Here is a 19,885-nt window from a genome sequence, read left to right as displayed (position 1 = left end):
GAGATAGAAATGATGACAACAAAATTAATCAGTAGTGAAGTGCTTAGTGCTTCAGGCGTTCAATTTGGTACTAGTGGTGCGCGAGGGCTCGTCACTCAGTTTACATCGGACGTTTGTGCCGCATTTACTCACGCATTTGTCGCGTCAATGCGTAGCAATTTTTCTTTTACTCAAATGGCTGTGGCAATTGATAATCGCCCTAGCAGCCCAGCAATGGCAAGCGCTGTAATTCAAGCGCTTACCGATGCAGGTGTCGATGCCATTTACTACGGTGTTATACCTACCCCTGCTCTGGCGTTTACCGCAATGCAAGACAATATGCCTTGTATCATGGTTACTGGCTCTCATATCCCATTTGATCGCAATGGGATTAAGTTCTATCGTCCTGATGGAGAGATCACGAAAGCAGATGAACAAGCAATCTTAACTAAAAAAGTAGACTTTAGTTCTATCAATGAGCTACCTCAGTTGACAGTAGACGTTCGAGCGGCTGAGCTTTACCGAACGCGTTATACCGAATTATTTGACGCAGATTTACTAGCAGGAAAGTGTGTTGGTATTTATGAGCATTCAAGTGCCGGGAGAGATATTTACCAAGGACTTTTTGAATCTCTTGGCGCTGAAGTTATTTCGTTGGAGCGTACAAATGAGTTTGTTCCAATTGACACTGAAGCGGTGGCGGAATCTGATAAAGATAAAGCTCGCTTATGGTCAAAGCGGCATAATTTAGATTTTATTTTCTCAACAGATGGGGACGGTGATCGTCCTCTAGTTGCTGATGAGAACGGCGAATGGTTGAGGGGTGATATCCTAGGCTTGCTTTGCTCGCAAGCACTTCAAGTCGATGCGTTGGCAATTCCTGTTAGCTGTAACACTATTATCGCTGAGTCTGTTGAGTTCAAAGCTGTTTCTAAAACTCGAATTGGCTCTCCTTATGTCATAGCTGAATTTTCCGAATTAGCAAAAACGTATAAAAGAATTGCTGGGTTTGAAGCTAACGGGGGGTATCTGTTGGGAGGGGACATCTCGGTGAATGGTAAAATTCTAAAAGCTTTACCAACTCGTGATGCTGTTTTGCCTGCGCTAATGTTACTTTCCCTTGCGAGAAATTCATCGATTGAAAGCTTGGTAAGCAACCTACCACAGCGCTTTACGCATAGTGACCGCATTCAAAACTTTGCTACGGAAAATAGTTTGTCGATATTGGAAAATGGTCGCCAAGATACTAAGCAGCTGTTAGATAAGTTAGGCTTTGAGAATCTTGATGTTATTCATGTTGATAATACGGATGGCTTAAGAATTGAGTTGTCAAATTGCACGATTATTCACCTGCGCCCATCTGGAAATGCTCCAGAGCTTCGTTGTTATGCAGAAGCAGAACGAATGGAAGATGCGATTACTTTAGTTGAACAAGTAATAAATAAGATCTTATCAATCTAGCTCTTTCTAATAAATACACAACCGAGAGGAGAGCTATGCGACAAGACGTAGCTCGCCTTTTTGAGCGCCAGTTTTTATGATTTACACGTTAAAGAACCCAATAAAAAACTTCCCGTGGGGGAGTCGAACTGCGATTCGCGATTACTTTGGTATTGATAATCCAACTTCTGAACATCAAGCGGAGCTTTGGATGGGGGCTCACCCTCTAGCCAGCTCCGGTATTGTCGTTAACGATATTGATGTTAGCTTATGTGATTCGATTGCTCTCAATCCTGAATATTGGCTAGGTAAAGCAAAGGCATCTGTGTCCTCACTTCCTTTTCTTATGAAAATTCTCGCTGCAGAAGAACCGCTTTCTATTCAAGTTCACCCTTCTAAAGTCGCAGCTGAGTTAGGTTTTACTCTCGAAAATAAAAAAGCGATACCATTAGATGCAGCGAACCGGAACTATAAGGATGACAACCATAAACCAGAATTGGTTTATGCGATTACACCTTATTTAGCAATGAACGGCTTTCGAGAGTTTAAGCAAATCTTAGTATTCTTTGATACTTTGAATATTTCTTCTATTGAAGAAATCTATGTCCCTTTTAAAGAGAAGCCAGATTCATCGAGTTTTAAAAAGTTTTTCTCAGCATTACTTGCATTAACTGGTGAGAAGAAAGGCCAAGCTATTTCAGAACTCACTTCCTCATTAAAAGTGAATGGTAGTGATTTTCCGGCTGAGGCAGCACTTATAGAGAGATTCAAACTGCTGTACCCGAGAGATATTGGGTTGTTTTCTCCTTTGTTTTTGAACGTTATTGAGCTCAAGCCCGGTGAGGCAATGTTTCTCTATGCAGAAACCCCTCATGCTTATATTCATGGCTTAGGGGTTGAAGTCATGGCAAACTCAGACAATGTTCTCAGAGCGGGTCTAACAGCAAAACATGTTGATGTGGAAGAGTTGGTAAACAAAACTAAGTTCGAGCCAATTCCTTTTTCTGAACTCACAATGAAACCAGAAACACTTGGAGGAAGAGATGTTTATCCTATTCCTGTTGAAGACTTTAAATTTGACGTCTTAACTCCGAACGAAGGTATCGATATATCGGTCTCTTCTGCAGAAATATTATTTTGTGTGTCAGGTAGTGTTATGGTAACTATTGACACTGAAATCCGATTGATAACGAAAGGTGAATCTGTAGCACTTCCTGCGGCTACAGAGCAATATTCAATCTTTGGTGAAGGTAGTTTGGCCCGCGCTTACTACTAAGGTAATTATGAAAGTTTCAATTATTACAGTTTGTTATAATTCAGCTGAGACAATAGAAGATACGATTAATTCTATCAAGGCTCAGACGTATGAAAATATTGAATATATTGTAGTCGATGGTGGTTCTAAAGATCACACTAATCAGATTGTAAATAAGTATTCCGAAGTTGTAGATATACATATCAGTGAGAAAGACGAAGGATTGTATGATGCTATGAATAAAGGAATAAAAATGGCAACCGGTGATGTTATCGGAATTCTAAATTCAGATGACTTTTTTTGTTCAGAAAATAGTGTTGCAGAATTGATGGCTGGATTTACTTCTGAAAAAATAGATGGTGTTTATTCTGATTTGGTTTACGTTAAAGAACATGACACATCTAAAGTTACTCGCCTTTACAGTTCTAAGGTCTATAAACAATCGCTTATAAAGTTTGGTTTAATGTTACCGCATCCCACTTTTTATGTTAGGCAGAGTGTCTATAATACGTGTGGGCTATATAAGACTAACTATAGAGTTGCGGCCGATTTTGAGTTAATTGCTCGTTGTGTTTCAAAGGGTATAATCCTTAATAGAGTGCCTAAAATAACAGTAAAGATGCGTGAAGGCGGAGTAAGTTCAAGTGGTTTAATGTGGCGAGTGCATCAAAACTCGGAAATAGTGCGGGCTTGCCGAGAAAATGGAATATATACAAATCTAGCGATGATCGCATTGAAGCTACCTTATAAAGTTCTAACATTGTTGACTAGAAAATTTGTGAGTGTTTGAGTTATGACTATATTAGTAACAGGAGCAACTGGCTTTATTGGTCAAAATCTTATTCAATTAAATCAAAACTTCCGTTGTGTTGTCCGTTCGGGCGAAAAACATTCGTTTACTGATAGTTACTCGGTACCGACCATTGATGCATCAACGGAGTGGGTAGACTGTTTTCATGGAGTTAATTCGATTATTCACTTAGCTGGACTCGCACATAGTAAATCATATACGAGTGATGAATATAGAGCGGTAAATACAGAAGGGACATTGCGGTTGGCCTTAAAAGCTGCGGAGGCAGGTGTTAAGCGTTTTGTTTTTGTTAGTTCAATTGGTGTGAATGGTGCCAGTTCTCACGATAGAGTTTTTTTGCCTAGTGACATAGCGAAACCTCATAATTCCTATGCGCGATCAAAGTATGAGGCTGAATTGGGGCTTTGGGATATATCTAAGCAAACTGGATTGGAAGTAGCTATTGTCCGTCCCACTTTGGTATACGGGCCAAATGCACCAGGAAATTTTGGTTCATTAACTAAGTTAATCACCAAACTGCCCATACTTCCTTTTGGGATGGCTGACAATCAACGCAGCTTTATCGCTGTACAAAATTTAGCAGACCTTTTGGTTATCTGTGCTCTTAGTCCAAATGCTAAAGGCCATACATTTTTAGCAAGTGATGGTGAAGCGATATCGACGAAAGTATTTTCAAATGCAATAGTTGGTGGGTTAGGCCGAAAAGTAACTCAATTGCCTATTCCCGTGAAATTACTACTCATCGCTGGCAAGTTTACGGGTAAAACCGCGATGATTGAACAGCTCTTTGGTAATCTTCAGGTTGACTCCTCAAATTTGAAAGAGGTGCTTGGCTGGAAACCACCATTATCAATGAAACAAGCAATGCTCTCATTGCGCAATTCGAGTAAGTAATAAATATGATCAGATTATTAGATTTTATCGCAGCCTTCTTTGGGTTGCTATTGTTGTGGCCGATTTTACTTATCGTCATGATAATCGGTCTACTTGATACGGGCTCACCAATTTTTGTCCAAGAGCGTGTAGGTCGTAACAAGAAACCATTTAAATTGATTAAGTTTCGTACCATGAGTATTGAAACTAAGTCTGTAGCGAGCCACTTGGCAAGTAATGGTTCAATAACTAAATTAGGTAACTGTCTACGTAAAACCAAAATCGACGAACTACCGCAACTGATCAATGTTGTGAAAGGTGAAATGAGTTTAGTCGGGCCTCGTCCTAACCTGTTTAATCAAGAAGAGCTGATTAAAGAGCGTGATGCACAAGGTGTGTATGACGTCTTACCTGGGGTTACTGGGTTAGCTCAAGTGCAAAACATTGATATGTCCACGCCAGAGCTACTAGCAAAAACCGATAAACAAATGATTGATACCCTAACGGTCAAAAATTACTTCAAGTACATTATTATGACGGCAACAGGTAGCGGTGCTGGTGACGCAGTCAAGTAGATCTAATTAACGTAAGCTGTCCCTTTTTACTAATTTACAAACATATTTGGCTATTATGAAAATTGCAATTGCCGGTACAGGCTATGTGGGTTTATCAAATGCGATGTTGCTATCACAGTATCATGATGTTGTCGCGATCGATATTATCGAAGAGAAGGTAAAATTACTTAACGATAGACGAACTCCTATCGTTGACACTGAAATTGAAGATTTCTTGGCGAACAAGCCATTAAACTTTATAGCGACACTTGATAAAGAATTGGCTTATTCCAATGCGGAATACGTCATCATCGCGACACCTACCGATTACGATGTTGAAACTAATTACTTCAATACTTCATCGGTTGAAGCGGTGATTAAAGATGTGATGGCGATTAATCCAAATGCGGTGATGGTGATCAAATCTACCGTGCCTGTGGGTTATACTGCGCGTATTAAAAAGGAACTTGAATGTGAAAACCTGATGTTTTCTCCTGAGTTTTTGCGTGAAGGTAAAGCCTTATACGATAATCTACATCCATCACGTATTGTCGTGGGTGAGCGCTCTGAACGTGCGCAAGTTTTTGCGAACTTGTTATTAGAAGGTGCAGTTAAAAAAGACGTTCAAATCCTGTACACAGAGTCCACAGAAGCTGAAGCAGTAAAGCTGTTTTCTAATACCTACTTGGCACTTCGTGTCGCTTACTTTAATGAGCTAGACACTTACGCAGAGTCTCACGGGTTAGATACGCGCCAAATTATTGATGGCGTGTGCTTAGACCCTCGCATTGGTTCCCACTACAACAACCCTTCATTTGGTTACGGTGGTTACTGCTTACCCAAAGATACCAAGCAGCTTCGTGCTAACTATTCTGATGTGCCGAACAATATTATTGGCGCGATTGTCGATTCTAATACCACACGCAAAGATTTTATTGCCGATTCTATTATTAAAAGAAATCCAAGACGTGTCGGTATTTACCGATTAGTTATGAAGTCAGGCTCTGATAATTTCCGCGCTTCGAGTATTCAAGGCATTATGAAACGCCTTAAGGCAAAAGGTATTGAAGTGGTGGTGTTTGAACCAGAGCTTAAAGAAAAAGAGTTCTTCCACTCATTAGTATTGACGGATTTCGAGCAGTTTAAGTCAGGCTGTGACGTGATTGTCTCAAACCGCATGGCCCAAGAGTTGGCGGATGTAAAAGACAAAGTGTACACGCGCGATCTATTCTGCTCAGACTAAGGAATAAAAAATGAAGTATTTGGTAACGGGTGCTGCGGGTTTTATCGGCGGTGCTGTGGTAGAGCAGCTAACGGCGAAAGGCCATCAAGTTGTTGGTGTCGATAACTTGAATGACTATTACGATGTCGCATTGAAAGAAGCACGCTTGGAGCGCATCCAACATGACGACTTCAAATTGGTTCATTTGGATATCGCCGATCGTGATGGTGTTGCTAACTTATTTGAAGCCGAGCAATTTGATCAAGTGATTCACTTAGCCGCGCAAGCTGGAGTTCGCTACTCTATTGAAAACCCACATGCCTATGCCGATTCAAACTTAGTCGGGCACTTAAACATTCTTGAAGGATGTCGTCACAATAAAGTGAAACACTTGGTTTATGCCTCTTCAAGTTCAGTATACGGGTTGAATGCTAAAACACCGTTTGCAACCTCAGATTCAGTCGACCACCCCGTTTCATTGTACGCAGCGACCAAGAAGTCGAATGAGCTAATGGCGCACAGCTATTCGCACTTATACGACATTCCTACCACAGGCTTACGCTTCTTTACCGTGTATGGTTCGTGGGGCCGCCCAGATATGGCACCATTTATTTTCACTAAGAAGATCCTTGATGGCGATACCATTGATATTAACAACAATGGTGATATGTGGCGTGATTTTACCCACGTAAACGATATTGTTGAGGGTGTAGTACGTATCGCGGATGTAGTACCAACGCGTGATAACGACTGGACGGTAGAAGCTGGCTCTCCAGCAACCAGTTCTGCGCCTTATGCTGTTTATAATATTGGCCACGGTTCTCCGATCAGTTTAATGGATTTTGTTAAGGCGATTGAAGACGAGCTAGGCATTGAAGCGAAGAAAAAATTCCGTGAAATGCAGCCTGGTGACGTTTACCAAACGTATGCAGACACCCAAGACTTGTTTGCAGCAACGGGTTACATGCCGAAAGTAACGATTAAAGAAGGTGTGGCCGAGTTTATTCATTGGTATCGCGAGTTTTACGACAAGTAAGATAATCCCACTCTTACAACGAAGACTTCTATTTTCGATTTACTCTTGTAATCATGGGCTTAGTGGCTTGAGAATGTCACGTATAAGATCATTGTTTGTGTAAGATACTGTCTTAAAGAGCCACAAATACCCCAATAGCTGAAAGTTGTTGAATTGTTGGGGGATTTATATCAATAAAAAATTAAAGCAAGAATTAATATTCGGGTTATCTTTTGCAAGTTCTCTTTGCGAATTCAAATAATGTTCAATACACCCCACTCATGCTGTCTTTGTGGTTTATTAAATACTCATAAATAAGAATAATTTTATGCAACGTCTTAACTTCATATGGCACCTTTCTCGTTTTAAAAAGCGGGTTATTAGTGTTTCTATTGATGCTTTTCTCATTATATTTTCTCTGCACATTGCGTTGTGGACAAGGCTAGGCGATTTCCAATTTCTGACTGATGGCGATAATTTATTACTGACAGGCTTAACAGTAATAACGACGGTACTTATTTTTACTAAATTAGGGCTTTATCGCGCAGTTCTTAGGTATCTCACCTTTCAAGCATTGTTTGTGGTAACGGCAGGCGCAATATTGTCGGCAATATCTTTGGCTCTGTTTGCGTATTACCTGCAAGAACCAGTTCCTCGTACGGTGCCTATTATTTACGGTGCTTATTTAGCTTTGTTATGTGGCGGCTCTCGTTTGGTGGTTCGCAATCTTGTCGCGACGACGTCAAAAGATATTCGTCAAGAAGTGCTGATCTACGGTGCGGGTTCTGGTGGTCGTCAATTGGCTGTTGCGCTAAGAGCGTCCGAAAACTATCGAGTACGCGCGTTTATTGATGAAGATAAAACGCTCACCAATACGATGATTTTAGGCCTGCCCGTTATTGCATTGGGCAAAGCGGAAAGGTTGATTGAGAAGCACGACGTTTCTAAAATCCTGCTCGCGATACCCAGTGCTTCTCGTGCTCGTCGTAAGCAAGTGTTGGACTTGTTAGCACAACTGCCAGTTGAGATTCAAACTGTTCCTGAAATGGCGGATATTGTGTCAGGTAAAGCAAAAATTGATGAGCTTACCGATGTACCTATCGAAGATTTGCTCGGTCGTGATGCAGTTGCACCTCAGCAAGCTCTGATGGAAGCCAACATCAAAGGCAAAGTGGTGATGGTGACCGGTGCTGGCGGCTCTATTGGTTCTGAACTTTGTCGTCAGATCCTTAAACAACAACCTAAAACATTAGTGTTGTTTGAAGTGTCTGAATTTGGCTTGTACCAAATTGATCGTGAGCTTTCTTTAGTTAAAGAAACCAAAGGTTACGATGTTGAAATCGTGCCTTTACTAGGCTCGGTGCAGCGTTCGCATCGCTTGTTAACCTCAATGCAATCTTTTGGTGTGCAGACGGTTTATCATGCTGCGGCTTATAAACACGTTCCTCTAGTCGAGTACAACGTGATAGAAGGCGTACGTAACAATGTTTACGGGACTTACTATACGGCTAAAGCGGCGATTGAAGCGGGTGTTGAATCGTTTGTGCTTATCTCGACAGATAAAGCGGTACGCCCAACTAACGTGATGGGCACCACCAAGCGTATGGCGGAATTAGGCCTGCAAGCTTTGGCTGAGCAAGAGAACCAAAAAGAGCACGGTACACGTTTCTGTATGGTTCGCTTTGGCAATGTACTTGGCTCGTCTGGCTCGGTTATTCCTCTGTTTAAAAGGCAGATTAAAGCCGGTGGCCCACTTACTGTTACCCACCGCGATATTACCCGTTTCTTTATGACCATCCCTGAAGCGGCGCAGCTGGTTATTCAGGCGGGCGCTATGGGTAAAGGCGGTGATGTGTTTGTTCTTGATATGGGCGAATCGGTCAAAATCACAGACCTTGCAGCAAACTTGATCAACCTTTCAGGCCTTTCTGTTAAGAATGAAGAGAACCCTCATGGTGATATTGAAATCCAGTTCTCCGGCCTGCGCCCTGGTGAGAAGCTCTATGAAGAGTTATTGATTGGCGATAATGTATCCCCAACCGCTCATGAGCGAATCATGACGGCACAAGAAGTGTTCTTACCGATTAATGAATATGACACGCTACTTGAATCTTTGGATTTTGCTTGTCATAACCTACAACATGATGCGATTCGCCAGCTTCTTCTCGATGCACCAACCGGGTTTAAGCCGACAGATGGGATAGGGGATTTGGTTTGGAATGCTGCTCAGAACCAAGAAGAGCTCCTTCTAGAGCCTAGAGCCTAGAGCCTAGAACCGATATTGGGTTCGGTTATTTGAATTATGACCTTCCGTTAGCGTGTTTTTTACACAATTCTTTCGAAGGTGTTCTGTTTATTGTCCATAATTACTATGAGCTTTAATAGCGATATGAGGCAGTAATCATGATAATAGATATTTCATCTAATCAAGAAATTGAAGAAAGTTTGGATCAAATATTGTGGGATGATTTTAGCTTTCAATATGTTACCAACAAAACCACAGTGATAGAGCAACCAGCAGTGCATGATCTAAAATCACAGGACGATGATGAAGAGCATGACACTGAGATTAATCTTCTAAACTGAAGAGCCGTGAGGCTACCGTTGTTCCGCTTTTTCAATATGGATGGTGGGGATATAAGTATTCATATCCCTACTTTACTCCCTTCTAAAATGACGCTTTTTTTCACATTCGATCATCCTACCTGCGCCCTTTCTTGATCTTCCGCTACAGTTTTGACTGTAAACTGTAGTAAAATTACGCTAATTTGTTTTTATACCGATTTATTTTGAATTGAACGAGGTCAGTCCTATGTCAGCTAAGAAGCCAATGGCTCTAGTGATCCTTGACGGTTACGGTTACCGTGAAGACAACCAAGACAACGCTATCGCGAACGCTAAGACACCAGTTTTAGACGGTCTTATTGCTAACCAACCTAACACGCTAATCTCGGCTTCTGGCTTAGATGTAGGCCTACCTGATGGCCAAATGGGTAACTCTGAAGTGGGTCACACCAACATTGGTGCGGGTCGCGTGGTATACCAAGATCTTACTCGTATTACTAAGTCAATTTCAGACGGCGAGTTCGGCCAAACTGAAACGCTAGTGAACGCTATCGACAAAGCGGTGAAAGCCGAGAAAGCGGTTCACATCATGGGTCTTATGTCTCCAGGTGGCGTTCACTCTCATGAAGATCACATCTACGCAGCTGTTGAAATGGCAGCAGAACGTGGCGCAGAGAAAATCTACCTACACGCATTCCTAGACGGCCGTGATACGCCGCCACGTAGCGCAGAAAACACACTGGCACGTTTCCAAGCGTTGTTCGCTAAGCTAGGCAAAGGCCGTGTGGCTTCGCTTATTGGTCGTTACTACGCAATGGACCGTGATAACAACTGGGATCGCGTTCAAGAATCTTACGACCTGCTGACTCAAGCAAAAGCTGAGTTCACATTCGACACAGCAGTGGCTGGCCTAGAAGCGGCTTACGCTCGTGACGAAAACGATGAGTTCGTTAAAGCGACTGAAATCAAAGCGGAAGGCGAAGAGTCTGCCGCTATCGTTGATGGCGATGCGGTTATCTTTATGAACTACCGTGCCGACCGTGCTCGTGAAATCACACGTGCATTCGTTCCTGATTTCGATGGTTTTGTTCGTAACGTATTCCCAGCGATCGATTTCGTGATGCTGACTCAATACGCAGCAGACATCCCGCTTCTATGTGCATTCCCACCGGCTTCTCTAGAGAACACTTACGGTGAATGGCTATCGAAGGAAGGTAAGACGCAGCTACGTATCTCTGAAACAGAGAAATACGCGCACGTGACTTTCTTCTTCAATGGCGGTATCGAAGACGAGTTCGAAGGCGAAGAGCGTCAACTTGTTGCTTCTCCAAAAGTAGCAACTTACGACCTACAGCCAGAAATGAGCGCACCAGAGCTGACTGAAAAGCTAGTTGCAGCAATCAAAGGCGGCAAATACGACGCTATCGTTTGTAACTTCCCTAACTGTGACATGGTTGGCCACACTGGCGTTTACGATGCAGCAGTTAAAGCCGTAGAGTCGCTAGACGAATGTCTTGGTAAAGTGGTTGAAGCAATCAAAGAAGCCGATGGCCAACTGCTTATCACCGCAGACCACGGTAACGCAGAAATGATGGTAAACCCAGAAACGGGCGGCATCCACACGGCGCACACTAACCTACCAGTGCCACTTATCTATGTAGGTAGCAAAGACGTTGAGTTCAAAGAGGGCGGCAAGCTGTCTGACTTAGCACCAACGATGCTTTCTCTGTCTGGTATCGCAATCCCGGCAGAAATGTCAGGTGATGTGATCGTTAAATAGTAAGTAGTTAAATAGTTGTTTGGCTCAGCGGCTCACGTTGAGCTTTAACGATTTTGAAAGCCCGCACTTCAAAGTGCGGGCTTTTTTATAGATGTGAGATACGAGTAAGCGAGATGAGAAGAGCTTAAGAACGGATGCGTGATGTGAGATACGGGTAAACGAGTAGCGAAGAGCTTAAGGACAGGTATTGGGTAAGAAAAACATGCAGGGGAGAACATAAGGGCACGACCTTAAACAAAAGACGAAAAGAACAGTCTTGATGAATATCGAAAGAGTGACATTTCTTGAATGATTAGGTAGCTTAAGGCTCATACTATACTTGTCTTTTACCTTATATTTAGGCTGTTTATATGAACTCAAACCCAGACCGTTGGAAGCAACGACTGCAAAACTTAATGAAAGCGCAGCAAAGGCTTGAGAGAGCGTGCTCACAAGATAGCTACAATGAGTTAGAGCTCGCTGGGTTAGTACAAACTTTTGAATTTTCTTTCGAACTGACATGGAAGACCCTTAAAGACTTACTTGAGTTTGAAGGGTTTGATGTGGCTTCGCCGAGGAGCGTTTTTCGTACGGCCTTAGAAGCTAAGCACCTGTCTTCGGAGCAGTGTGAGATTATGCTTGAAGCACTCATAAAACGAAATTTATTGTCCCACACCTATGATGAGGAAAATGTCCTTGAAGCTCAGTCACTGATCTTAGAGTCATTTTCACCAGTGATAGGGCAAGTCACACTCTATTTAAAGCTTAAATGTGATCAAGAGGGTCAATGCGAACAAGAGGTTAAATGTGATCGATAGTTATTTGGTTAAACCAGACTCGGTCGGCCTTAAGCCTCATCAGTATAAGCTGATTGAGGATATTGTTTTGAATCATGCTTTAGTCATTCATGCCTGGGTATTCGGTTCTAGAGCCCTTGGAACTTATAAAGATAACTCCGACATCGATATTGTTATCGAGGGGCATGGGATTTCGTTAAGTGTCGTCGCAGGCTTGCAAGATCGTTTAGAACAGTCGTCGCTTCCATTCAAGGTTGACTTGCTCGTTAAGCATAGAATTACATCAAGCGAGTTACTTGCCCATATTGACACTTATGGGATTAAACTAAAGTAACCGAACGTATTATTATCAGCGTAACGGTGATGTTGATTCTTGAACCGATTGTTTACGTTTTGCCAGTTTATCTCGAATCTGAGTACCTGAATTGACTCGGTCATGTTTTTTATCATCAATAGAAAACGATAATAGTTTCATTAGCGCTATAGCTCCATCTCTACGCTTTCGATCTTCATAAGATTCAATCGTATCAGTGGACATTACCATCACCTCTTTGTATGAAATTTTAAATATAGACGATATGTTGTCTGGTGATAATGGCGCTTCTTGATGGCGAAATTTTATATTATTGATCTAGTGAGATAAGGTTTACTTCTTTTTATTTAAGATCGAACGCTCAAAATCTAACAACCACTCTTTGCGATTCATACCGCCGGTGTAGCCGGTTAATGTTCCATTCGCGCCGATGACTCTATGGCAAGGCACAACAATACTAAATGGGTTCTTGCCATTTGCACCACCCACAGCTCTTACTGCTTTTGGGTTATCCATTATTTTCGCTTGTTCACCGTAACTGATGGTTTCGCCATAAGGAATGGTTGTTAAAGCTTGCCAAGCTACTTTTTGAAAGTCAGTGCCTTTTATCGCTCTTAATGGCAAATCGAATTCTATTCGATGACCTGCGAAGTACTCATCTAACTGTTTCGCTGCCAGTTGGCAAAGGTCATCTGGATTGCTAATCATTAGCTCTTCGTGATTTACATGGTCAATTTCAATAAGCGACACACCATTGCTAACAATGATCATCTTGCCAATTGGTGCGTCATAGAACATTTTGTAAGTGGTGTCTTCCATGTCATCTTCCTTTTTTTAGTCTTTTTCTGCTCTCAAGCTCTTCGAATCTCGTAACTGCTCTTAAGCTCTTAAATCTTTTCGCATCCCGGTTACTCGCATCTCGTATCTGCTTTACCCCTTACACGAAGCGCAAACAAGTACCCTGAAATACCGCCGACAATGTTCCCCAAGGCTAAGCCTATAAACAGCCCTTCGACACCATCAATTTGGCTGCCTATCCAAGCGAATGGCAAGGTAAAGACAAACAAACGCATGAAGCTCCATTGAAAGGCTTTGAGTGGTTGATGCATGGCATTCATCCCACTGATCAGCATCATCACAATGCCTTGGAATCCATAGCTAAAGGGCACGACTAACAGGTAATGCCACAATATGCCTCGGACGGATTCTTCTTGAGAGAACAGGGCAGCCAAAGGAATGCTCAACGGCACCATCATTAAGAAAATCAAACCTTGGAACATCACAGCAAAACGCATACTCAGAAACAGTGCCTTAAAACTGCGTTGTGGGTTGTTTGCGCCAAAGTTCTGCGCCATGAAAGGCGTAAGCGCCGAAGTAAGAGACATCAACACAATGATAAGAATGGACTCGATACGTTGCGCTGCGCCATACGCCGCCACGGCTTCAGTCCCTTGTTTGGCCAGCATCATCATGATGATAGCGCCGGCAAGTGGGTTCAGAGCGTTAGACAAAGCCGCTGGGGTGCCTATTTTTAAGATCTGTCGCCAGTCACTGACGATGTTTGTCAGCTTAGGCGGCGCAAGCAGTTTTTCTCGCACCATCAATACGTAGAGTGAGCCACACAAAGCACCAAACCAACTGAAACCACTGGCAATCGCAGCGCCTTGAATCCCCAGTTCAGGAAAAGGCCCATACCCGAAGATGAGTAGCGGATCTAAAACGCCATTGATAAGGCCAGCCAGTAGCATAATCTTGGCGGGTGTTTTAGTATCGCCGCTGGCACGAATGGCGCTGTTGCCTGCCATGGGGATGACCAAAAATGGGATCGCGAGATACCACACCGACATGTATTCCGATATCAGCGGCAACAACTCTTGCTTTGCTCCTAGCAGGGTAAACATAGGTTCTAAGGCGATAATACCTAATGTAGACGCGCAGCCGACCAGAAGCAGAGCCAGCAATAAGCCATGACAGGTAAAGCGTGCTGCATTTTGTGCGCTGCCTTGGCCAAGCAATCGACCGATACATGTCGATAAGCCAATACCAATCCCCATGGTGATGCAGTTGATGGCAAAGGTAACTGGAAAGGTAAAGCTCACTGCTGCAAGTGCTTGTGTGCCGAGCAGTGAGATAAAGAAGGTATCGACCAAGTTAAACATCAAGATCGCCACCATACCGAATATGGTCGGTATGGTCATGGTACGCAATGTACTCTCAATTGGGGCAGTTAATAGCCCGTGCTTATCTTGCATGCAAAACGCCGATAGAAACCAAAAGCGTAGGATAAACAGATGCGGGATACGAGTAAACGAAAAGCAGGGAAAGATGAGGGGTGAGAATCTGCACTTTAGCTCACAATTTTTTCGTTCCCCCCTTGGGATCTTTCACATCGCCCCCAACATATTGTTTGACCCACGCTAATCGTGGCAACTATCAAAATTTAAATGGAAATTATCAGGAGATAAGACCGATGAATATCCGTCCTCTACATGACCGAGTTATCGTTGAGCGCCAAGAAGTTGAATCTAAATCTGCTGGTGGCATCGTTCTAACTGGTTCTGCCGCAGAAAAATCGACTCGCGGTATCATTCTAGCTGTCGGCAAAGGCCGCATTCTAGAAAACGGTTCAGTGCAACCGTTGGACGTAAAAGTTGGCGATACCGTTATCTTTGCTGAAGGTTACGGCACGAAAACTGAAAAAATCGACGGCAAAGAAGTTCTGATTATGTCTGAAAACGACATCATGGCGATCGTCGAGTAATCTATTTTTCATTTAACTCTCAGTAAAAGTTATCAGAGCCAGTATTGGATGATTCATATCGTCATTCCAGAAATGAGGAACGAATTATCTGGAATCTAAACAGAGTGCGATTTGAGTAGATTCTGAATCACGTTCGTCCCTCACTGTTCAGAATGACGCGATAACGCTGAGACGCCCCGAAACAAAGAATTTGAAAGGAAATTAAGATGGCTGCTAAAGACGTTAAATTTGGTAATGACGCACGTATTAAAATGCTAGAAGGTGTAAACGTTCTGGCTGACGCAGTAAAAGTAACGCTAGGTCCTAAAGGCCGTAACGTTGTTCTAGACAAATCATTTGGCGCACCAACGATCACTAAAGATGGTGTTTCAGTTGCACGTGAAATCGAACTTGAAGACAAGTTCCAAAACATGGGCGCGCAAATGGTTAAAGAAGTGGCTTCGCAGGCGAATGACGCGGCGGGCGACGGTACGACTACAGCAACAGTTCTTGCTCAAGCAATCATCACTGAAGGCTTAAAAGCCGTTGCTGCTGGCATGAATCCAATGGATCTTAAGCGCGGTATCGACAAAGCAGTTATCGCTGCAGTTGAAGAGCTAAAAGGCCTTTCTGTTCCATGCGCAGATACAAAAGCTATCGCGCAAGTAGGTACTATCTCTGCGAACTCTGATTCGACAGTAGGTAACATCATTGCTGAAGCGATGGAAAAAGTAGGTCGTGATGGCGTAATCACGGTTGAAGAAGGTCAGGCTCTACAAGACGAGCTAGACGTAGTTGAAGGTATGCAGTTCGACCGTGGTTACCTATCTCCTTACTTCATCAACAACCAAGAAGCGGGTTCTGTTGATCTAGAAAGCCCATTCATTCTTCTTATCGACAAGAAAGTTTCGAACATCCGTGAACTTCTTCCGACTCTAGAAGCGGTTGCTAAGGCATCTCGTCCACTTCTTATCATCGCTGAAGATGTAGAAGGCGAAGCGCTTGCAACTCTAGTTGTGAACAACATGCGTGGCATCGTTAAAGTGGCTGCTGTTAAAGCGCCTGGTTTCGGTGACCGTCGTAAGTCTATGCTGCAAGACATCGCTATCCTAACTGGCGGTACGGTTATCTCTGAAGAGATCGGCCTAGACCTAGAGAAAGTAACGCTAGAAGACCTAGGTCAAGCTAAGCGTGTAACTATCACTAAAGAAAACTCAACCATCATCGATGGCGCGGGCGAAGAAACAATGATCCAAGGTCGTGTTTCTCAAATCCGTCAACAAATCGAAGATGCAACGTCTGACTACGACAAAGAGAAACTTCAAGAGCGCGTAGCTAAGCTAGCTGGCGGTGTTGCAGTAATCAAAGTGGGCGCTGCAACTGAAGTTGAGATGAAAGAGAAGAAAGACCGCGTAGAAGATGCACTTCATGCAACTCGCGCTGCAGTTGAAGAGGGTGTGGTTGCTGGTGGTGGTGTTGCACTTATCCGCGCTGCATCTAAAGTTGCTGGCCTTGAAGGTGACAACGAAGAGCAAAACGTCGGTATCCGTGTTGCACTACGTGCAATGGAAGCGCCTATCCGTCAAATCACGAAGAACGCAGGTGATGAAGAATCTGTTGTTGCTAACAATGTTCGTACTGGCGAAGGTAACTACGGTTACAACGCGGCGACTGGCGAATACGGCGACATGATTGCAATGGGTATCCTAGATCCAACTAAGGTAACTCGCTCTGCACTTCAGTTCGCAGCGTCAGTTGCTGGTCTTATGATCACAACAGAAGCGATGATCACTGATAAGCCACAAGATTCAGCTCCTGCAATGCCTGATATGGGTGGCATGGGCGGTATGGGTGGCATGGGCGGCATGATGTAATCATCCCCCTTTCTCTATAGCAGAGAAAGTCACACATAAGCTTTAGAAAACGGAGACTTCGGTCTCCGTTTTTTTGCTCTTAAGCCTTATTTATTCGCATCCCGTATCTGTATTTCAGCTTCACCATCACCCTTTTTTCCAAAGCTCCTTGGTCAGCCTGCCTTGTGCGTAAACTGTTGTTCATCAATTTTTTGCAGCATCATGTCACGCTTAAATGGTTTTGGAAGATAATCGTTCATTCCACACTCGAAGCAATGTTTAATATCATCATCGAGCACGGATGCCGTTAAAGCGAGGATATGTGTTGCCTGAAGTTGCAGGTTTTCTTCATAGCGCCTGATTCGCTCTGTTGCCTCAAAGCCATCTACATTCGGCATCATGCAGTCCATCAAGATAAGGCCGATGTCTTGATGATGCTCTTTATATAAATCAATCGCTTCTTGTCCATCATTGGCAACCCAATATTCAATCCCTAACTTATCTAAATTGATACATACCACCTTCTGATTTACGCGGTTATCTTCAACTACGAGGACTTTTTGACGTACAGTCGCTTCTATCGGCTCAGGTTGATGTTGAGGGGGTTGTGGCTGTGACCTTTCAAGCACGGAGTTCAACATGCTACTTAAGCGGGAACCGAGCATAGGAAGAGTCACATAGCCTGAGATAAAATGACACTCACTCATAGGATCACTAAGATTATCTTTCACTATGATGATTTTCACCTCTGGTGCTAAGCGATGCAGTGTTTTGGCTTGGTTAATATCTTCCATCAAAGCGATCTCTGGGAGGTCAGTTGCCGCCAAGTTTGTTTCGATTGATTTTAGTTGTGGTGAGTAACCAAGGCGGAACAAGTCATCGAGTAAAAGTTTCGATGGCGCATCTGAATAATAGACAACGGTTTGTTTACGATTTTTATGTTCAGAATGATCTGATGGCACTACGGTTAATTGGAAATGAAAGCAACTGCCCACGTCTTTCTCTGACTCAACGTTTATCGAGCCTCCCATCATTTCCACCATACGTGACGAAATACTAAGCCCTAATCCGGTCCCCGCAATATTGGAGGTGATGTTGGTATCTTCTTGGCAAAACGCTTTGAAAATGTGCTCTTGTTGGTCTGCTGCGATACCAATACCCGTATCTCGAACAGAAAACTCGACCACACACTCTGTTTCCAATGATGGAAGCCGTTTAGCGGTGAATACGATAGAGCCTTGTTCTGTAAATTTGATCGCATTTGAGGCTAAATTCATCAACACTTGGCGAATTTTATTCCCATCAACATGAATGTACTCTGGGAGCTCGCCATCAATTTCAACTTCCAACTTAATCTGCTTTTGATAAGCTTTAGAAGAAATCAGAGTCACGCTATCAAACAGCAGCTCTCTTAAGTCTGTCGTATGTGGATTAATTTCCAGTTTACCCGATTCAATTTTGGACAGATCGAGAACATCGTTGATCAACATAAGTAAGGTTTGAGAAGAGGTATAGATAGCCCCAAGGCAGTCTTTCTGTTCTGCGGATAGTTTGGTTTCTGCCAGTATTTCTGACATACCAATCACGCCATTAAGCGGTGTCCGTATCTCATGAGACATATTGGCAAGAAAGGCACTTTTTGCACGGTTTGCTTGTCGTGCTTTCTCTTGTGAAACAATCAATTGAGTTTCAAGTTGACTGGCACGCCACACAACATAAAGCAGCACCAGTAACGTCACCCCTCCTAATGCGGCTGTCGATAAGTAGCTGTACGACTTTATCTGCGTCAGGCTCTCTGCGATCTGCTTGGGTGTTTCGGTGAAAAGTAAGTTGAGCTCATCTTCAACATGATAAATACTGCTGGTGAGTTCTCCTTTGAGGCCGCTATCAGAGCTGTACCCGACACTCTTTAACCCTCGCTGCAATCGCCAAAAGTGGCGTTTAAAATTATTAAACGAAGCTAATGCACTGATCGTTCGGGAATTCTGTTCTATTTCATCTTGGATTTTGAACAATGAATCGACAATCTTATCTAATGTTGTCTGATCAAAATCGGTAAAGAACTGATACATGAGATCTTGTGTTTCTAAAGTCAATTCTTCAAGCTGCACATTATTGGATTCATGTACGAAGCGCTCAAGTGTCAACGCTGCATTTTTTAGTTTCTCAATGAGCCCAATTTGGTCCCTCTTGCCATGTATGCTGACTAACTCAAGGGCTAATAATGTAAAGGCGGTGTGGTACTCGTCGAGATACTCGACAACTTTGGCATAATTAAAAGAAATATTGAGGTCGCTTCGTACGATTTTCCCATCGATCTCAGCCAGCTTTTCGATCAGCTGACTTCGCTTTATATTGAGTTGTTCTTGAATCTCTGGTTGCCTTGTGGAAACAAACTGCTGCTCTTGTCGTCTGACAGAGAGCATAACGCTATAAGCTTCAGAAAGACTGAGCTGGAGATTAATCATGTCCTGCTCTTTGTTCTTCAGAGCATGGCTAACATAGATATAGAGGCCTAAAAATAACACGATAGCCAAAAAACCACGCGAAATAATCGCTTTAATGGTCTGTTTATTCGTAGGTTCCTTAACCATGCTATTCCCGCTGTTTCATATCGTTCTATTCCTATATTAGAATTTAGTTTATTTTCAGAATTTTACGAACATTAGTTTTTGAATACCTGAGGTCTGTTGAGCTTTTATCAATAAA

At 43.0% G+C, this 19,885-nt stretch carries 18 protein-coding genes; 14 read left to right on the top strand and 4 right to left on the bottom strand.

Translation table 11 applies throughout. The features are described 5' to 3' along the window. Positions 1–12 precede the first annotated feature (12 nt). The 12 genes from AB4512_RS12865 (at position 13) to AB4512_RS12810 (ending at position 12,604) form a co-directional block, all read left to right on the top strand. Positions 13–1,440 (top strand): phosphomannomutase, encoded by a 1,428-nt coding sequence (locus tag AB4512_RS12865; protein WP_372175006.1) that lies wholly within the window; start codon positions 13–15, stop codon positions 1,438–1,440. Positions 1,441–1,516: 76 nt separating this feature from the next. Next, positions 1,517–2,695 carry a mannose-6-phosphate isomerase, class I gene (manA, locus tag AB4512_RS12860; protein WP_372174995.1) on the top strand — a complete coding sequence of 393 codons (1,179 nt, stop codon included), beginning with the start codon at positions 1,517–1,519 and terminating at the stop codon, positions 2,693–2,695. A 7-nt stretch (positions 2,696–2,702) separates the two neighbouring features. Continuing rightward, positions 2,703–3,464 carry a glycosyltransferase family 2 protein gene (locus AB4512_RS12855; RefSeq protein ID WP_372174994.1) on the top strand — a complete coding sequence of 254 codons (762 nt, stop codon included), beginning with the start codon at positions 2,703–2,705 and terminating at the stop codon, positions 3,462–3,464. Between the two features lie 3 nt (positions 3,465–3,467). Next, complete coding sequence (locus tag AB4512_RS12850; RefSeq protein ID WP_372174993.1) at positions 3,468–4,379, top strand: NAD-dependent epimerase/dehydratase family protein; 912 nt, start codon at positions 3,468–3,470, stop codon at positions 4,377–4,379. 5 nt (positions 4,380–4,384) lie between these two features. Beyond that, positions 4,385–4,933 carry a sugar transferase gene (locus AB4512_RS12845; protein ID WP_372174992.1) on the top strand — a complete coding sequence of 183 codons (549 nt, stop codon included), beginning with the start codon at positions 4,385–4,387 and terminating at the stop codon, positions 4,931–4,933. Between the two features lie 55 nt (positions 4,934–4,988). Further along, positions 4,989–6,155, top strand: coding sequence for a nucleotide sugar dehydrogenase (locus tag AB4512_RS12840; RefSeq protein WP_372174991.1), 1,167 nt, complete (start codon positions 4,989–4,991; stop codon positions 6,153–6,155). 10 nt (positions 6,156–6,165) lie between these two features. Then, a complete protein-coding gene (locus AB4512_RS12835; RefSeq protein WP_372174990.1) occupies positions 6,166–7,170 on the top strand; it encodes an NAD-dependent epimerase in 1,005 nt (334 codons plus the stop codon). 307 nt (positions 7,171–7,477) lie between these two features. Further along, positions 7,478–9,415 (top strand): polysaccharide biosynthesis protein, encoded by a 1,938-nt coding sequence (locus AB4512_RS12830; protein WP_372174989.1) that lies wholly within the window; start codon positions 7,478–7,480, stop codon positions 9,413–9,415. Between the two features lie 137 nt (positions 9,416–9,552). Then, positions 9,553–9,735: a hypothetical protein gene (locus AB4512_RS12825; RefSeq protein ID WP_017063154.1), complete on the top strand. Its 183-nt coding sequence runs from the start codon at positions 9,553–9,555 to the stop codon at positions 9,733–9,735. 226 nt (positions 9,736–9,961) lie between these two features. Next, positions 9,962–11,494: a 2,3-bisphosphoglycerate-independent phosphoglycerate mutase gene (gene gpmM, locus AB4512_RS12820; protein ID WP_372174988.1), complete on the top strand. Its 1,533-nt coding sequence runs from the start codon at positions 9,962–9,964 to the stop codon at positions 11,492–11,494. Positions 11,495–11,844: 350 nt separating this feature from the next. Then, positions 11,845–12,291, top strand: a complete 447-nt coding sequence (locus AB4512_RS12815; RefSeq protein ID WP_017093683.1) for an HI0074 family nucleotidyltransferase substrate-binding subunit — start codon at positions 11,845–11,847, stop codon at positions 12,289–12,291. Continuing rightward, complete coding sequence (locus AB4512_RS12810) at positions 12,281–12,604, top strand: nucleotidyltransferase family protein (protein WP_372174987.1); 324 nt, start codon at positions 12,281–12,283, stop codon at positions 12,602–12,604. Before AB4512_RS12815 ends, AB4512_RS12810 begins: the two co-directional genes overlap by 11 nt. Positions 12,605–12,619: 15 nt before the next feature. On the opposite strand, the gene AB4512_RS12805 is transcribed toward AB4512_RS12810, so the two are convergent. The 3 genes from AB4512_RS12805 to AB4512_RS12795 all read right to left on the bottom strand — a co-directional run bounded on the left by AB4512_RS12805 (position 12,620) and on the right by AB4512_RS12795 (position 14,835). Then, entirely contained in the window at positions 12,620–12,808 is a 189-nt protein-coding gene (locus AB4512_RS12805) for a hypothetical protein (protein WP_017063158.1), read from the bottom strand. A 108-nt stretch (positions 12,809–12,916) separates the two neighbouring features. Beyond that, entirely contained in the window at positions 12,917–13,402 is a 486-nt protein-coding gene (locus tag AB4512_RS12800; RefSeq protein ID WP_017063159.1) for a methylated-DNA--[protein]-cysteine S-methyltransferase, read from the bottom strand. A gap of 89 nt (positions 13,403–13,491) precedes the next feature. Beyond that, complete coding sequence (locus AB4512_RS12795; protein ID WP_372174986.1) at positions 13,492–14,835, bottom strand: MATE family efflux transporter; 1,344 nt, start codon at positions 14,833–14,835, stop codon at positions 13,492–13,494. 218 nt (positions 14,836–15,053) lie between these two features. On the opposite strand from AB4512_RS12795, the gene AB4512_RS12790 reads away from it, so the two are divergent. Beyond that, entirely contained in the window at positions 15,054–15,344 is a 291-nt protein-coding gene (locus AB4512_RS12790; RefSeq protein WP_010433998.1) for a co-chaperone GroES, read from the top strand. A gap of 206 nt (positions 15,345–15,550) precedes the next feature. Continuing rightward, on the top strand, positions 15,551–17,197 hold the full coding sequence (gene groL, locus AB4512_RS12785; RefSeq protein WP_372056688.1) for a chaperonin GroEL: 1,647 nt from the start codon (positions 15,551–15,553) through the stop codon (positions 17,195–17,197). Positions 17,198–17,349: 152 nt separating this feature from the next. Here groL and AB4512_RS12780 read toward each other — a convergent pair whose 3' ends face one another. Next, complete coding sequence (locus AB4512_RS12780; protein WP_372174985.1) at positions 17,350–19,770, bottom strand: ATP-binding protein; 2,421 nt, start codon at positions 19,768–19,770, stop codon at positions 17,350–17,352. Positions 19,771–19,885 lie beyond the last annotated feature (115 nt).

The organism is Vibrio sp. 10N.222.52.B7 (assembly GCF_041474275.1).
In the GTDB taxonomy this organism is placed as follows: Bacteria; Pseudomonadota; Gammaproteobacteria; order Enterobacterales; family Vibrionaceae; genus Vibrio; species Vibrio crassostreae_C.
The sequence above is the reverse complement of the archived record's forward strand: the minus strand, read 5'-3'. Positions and strand labels throughout refer to the sequence as shown.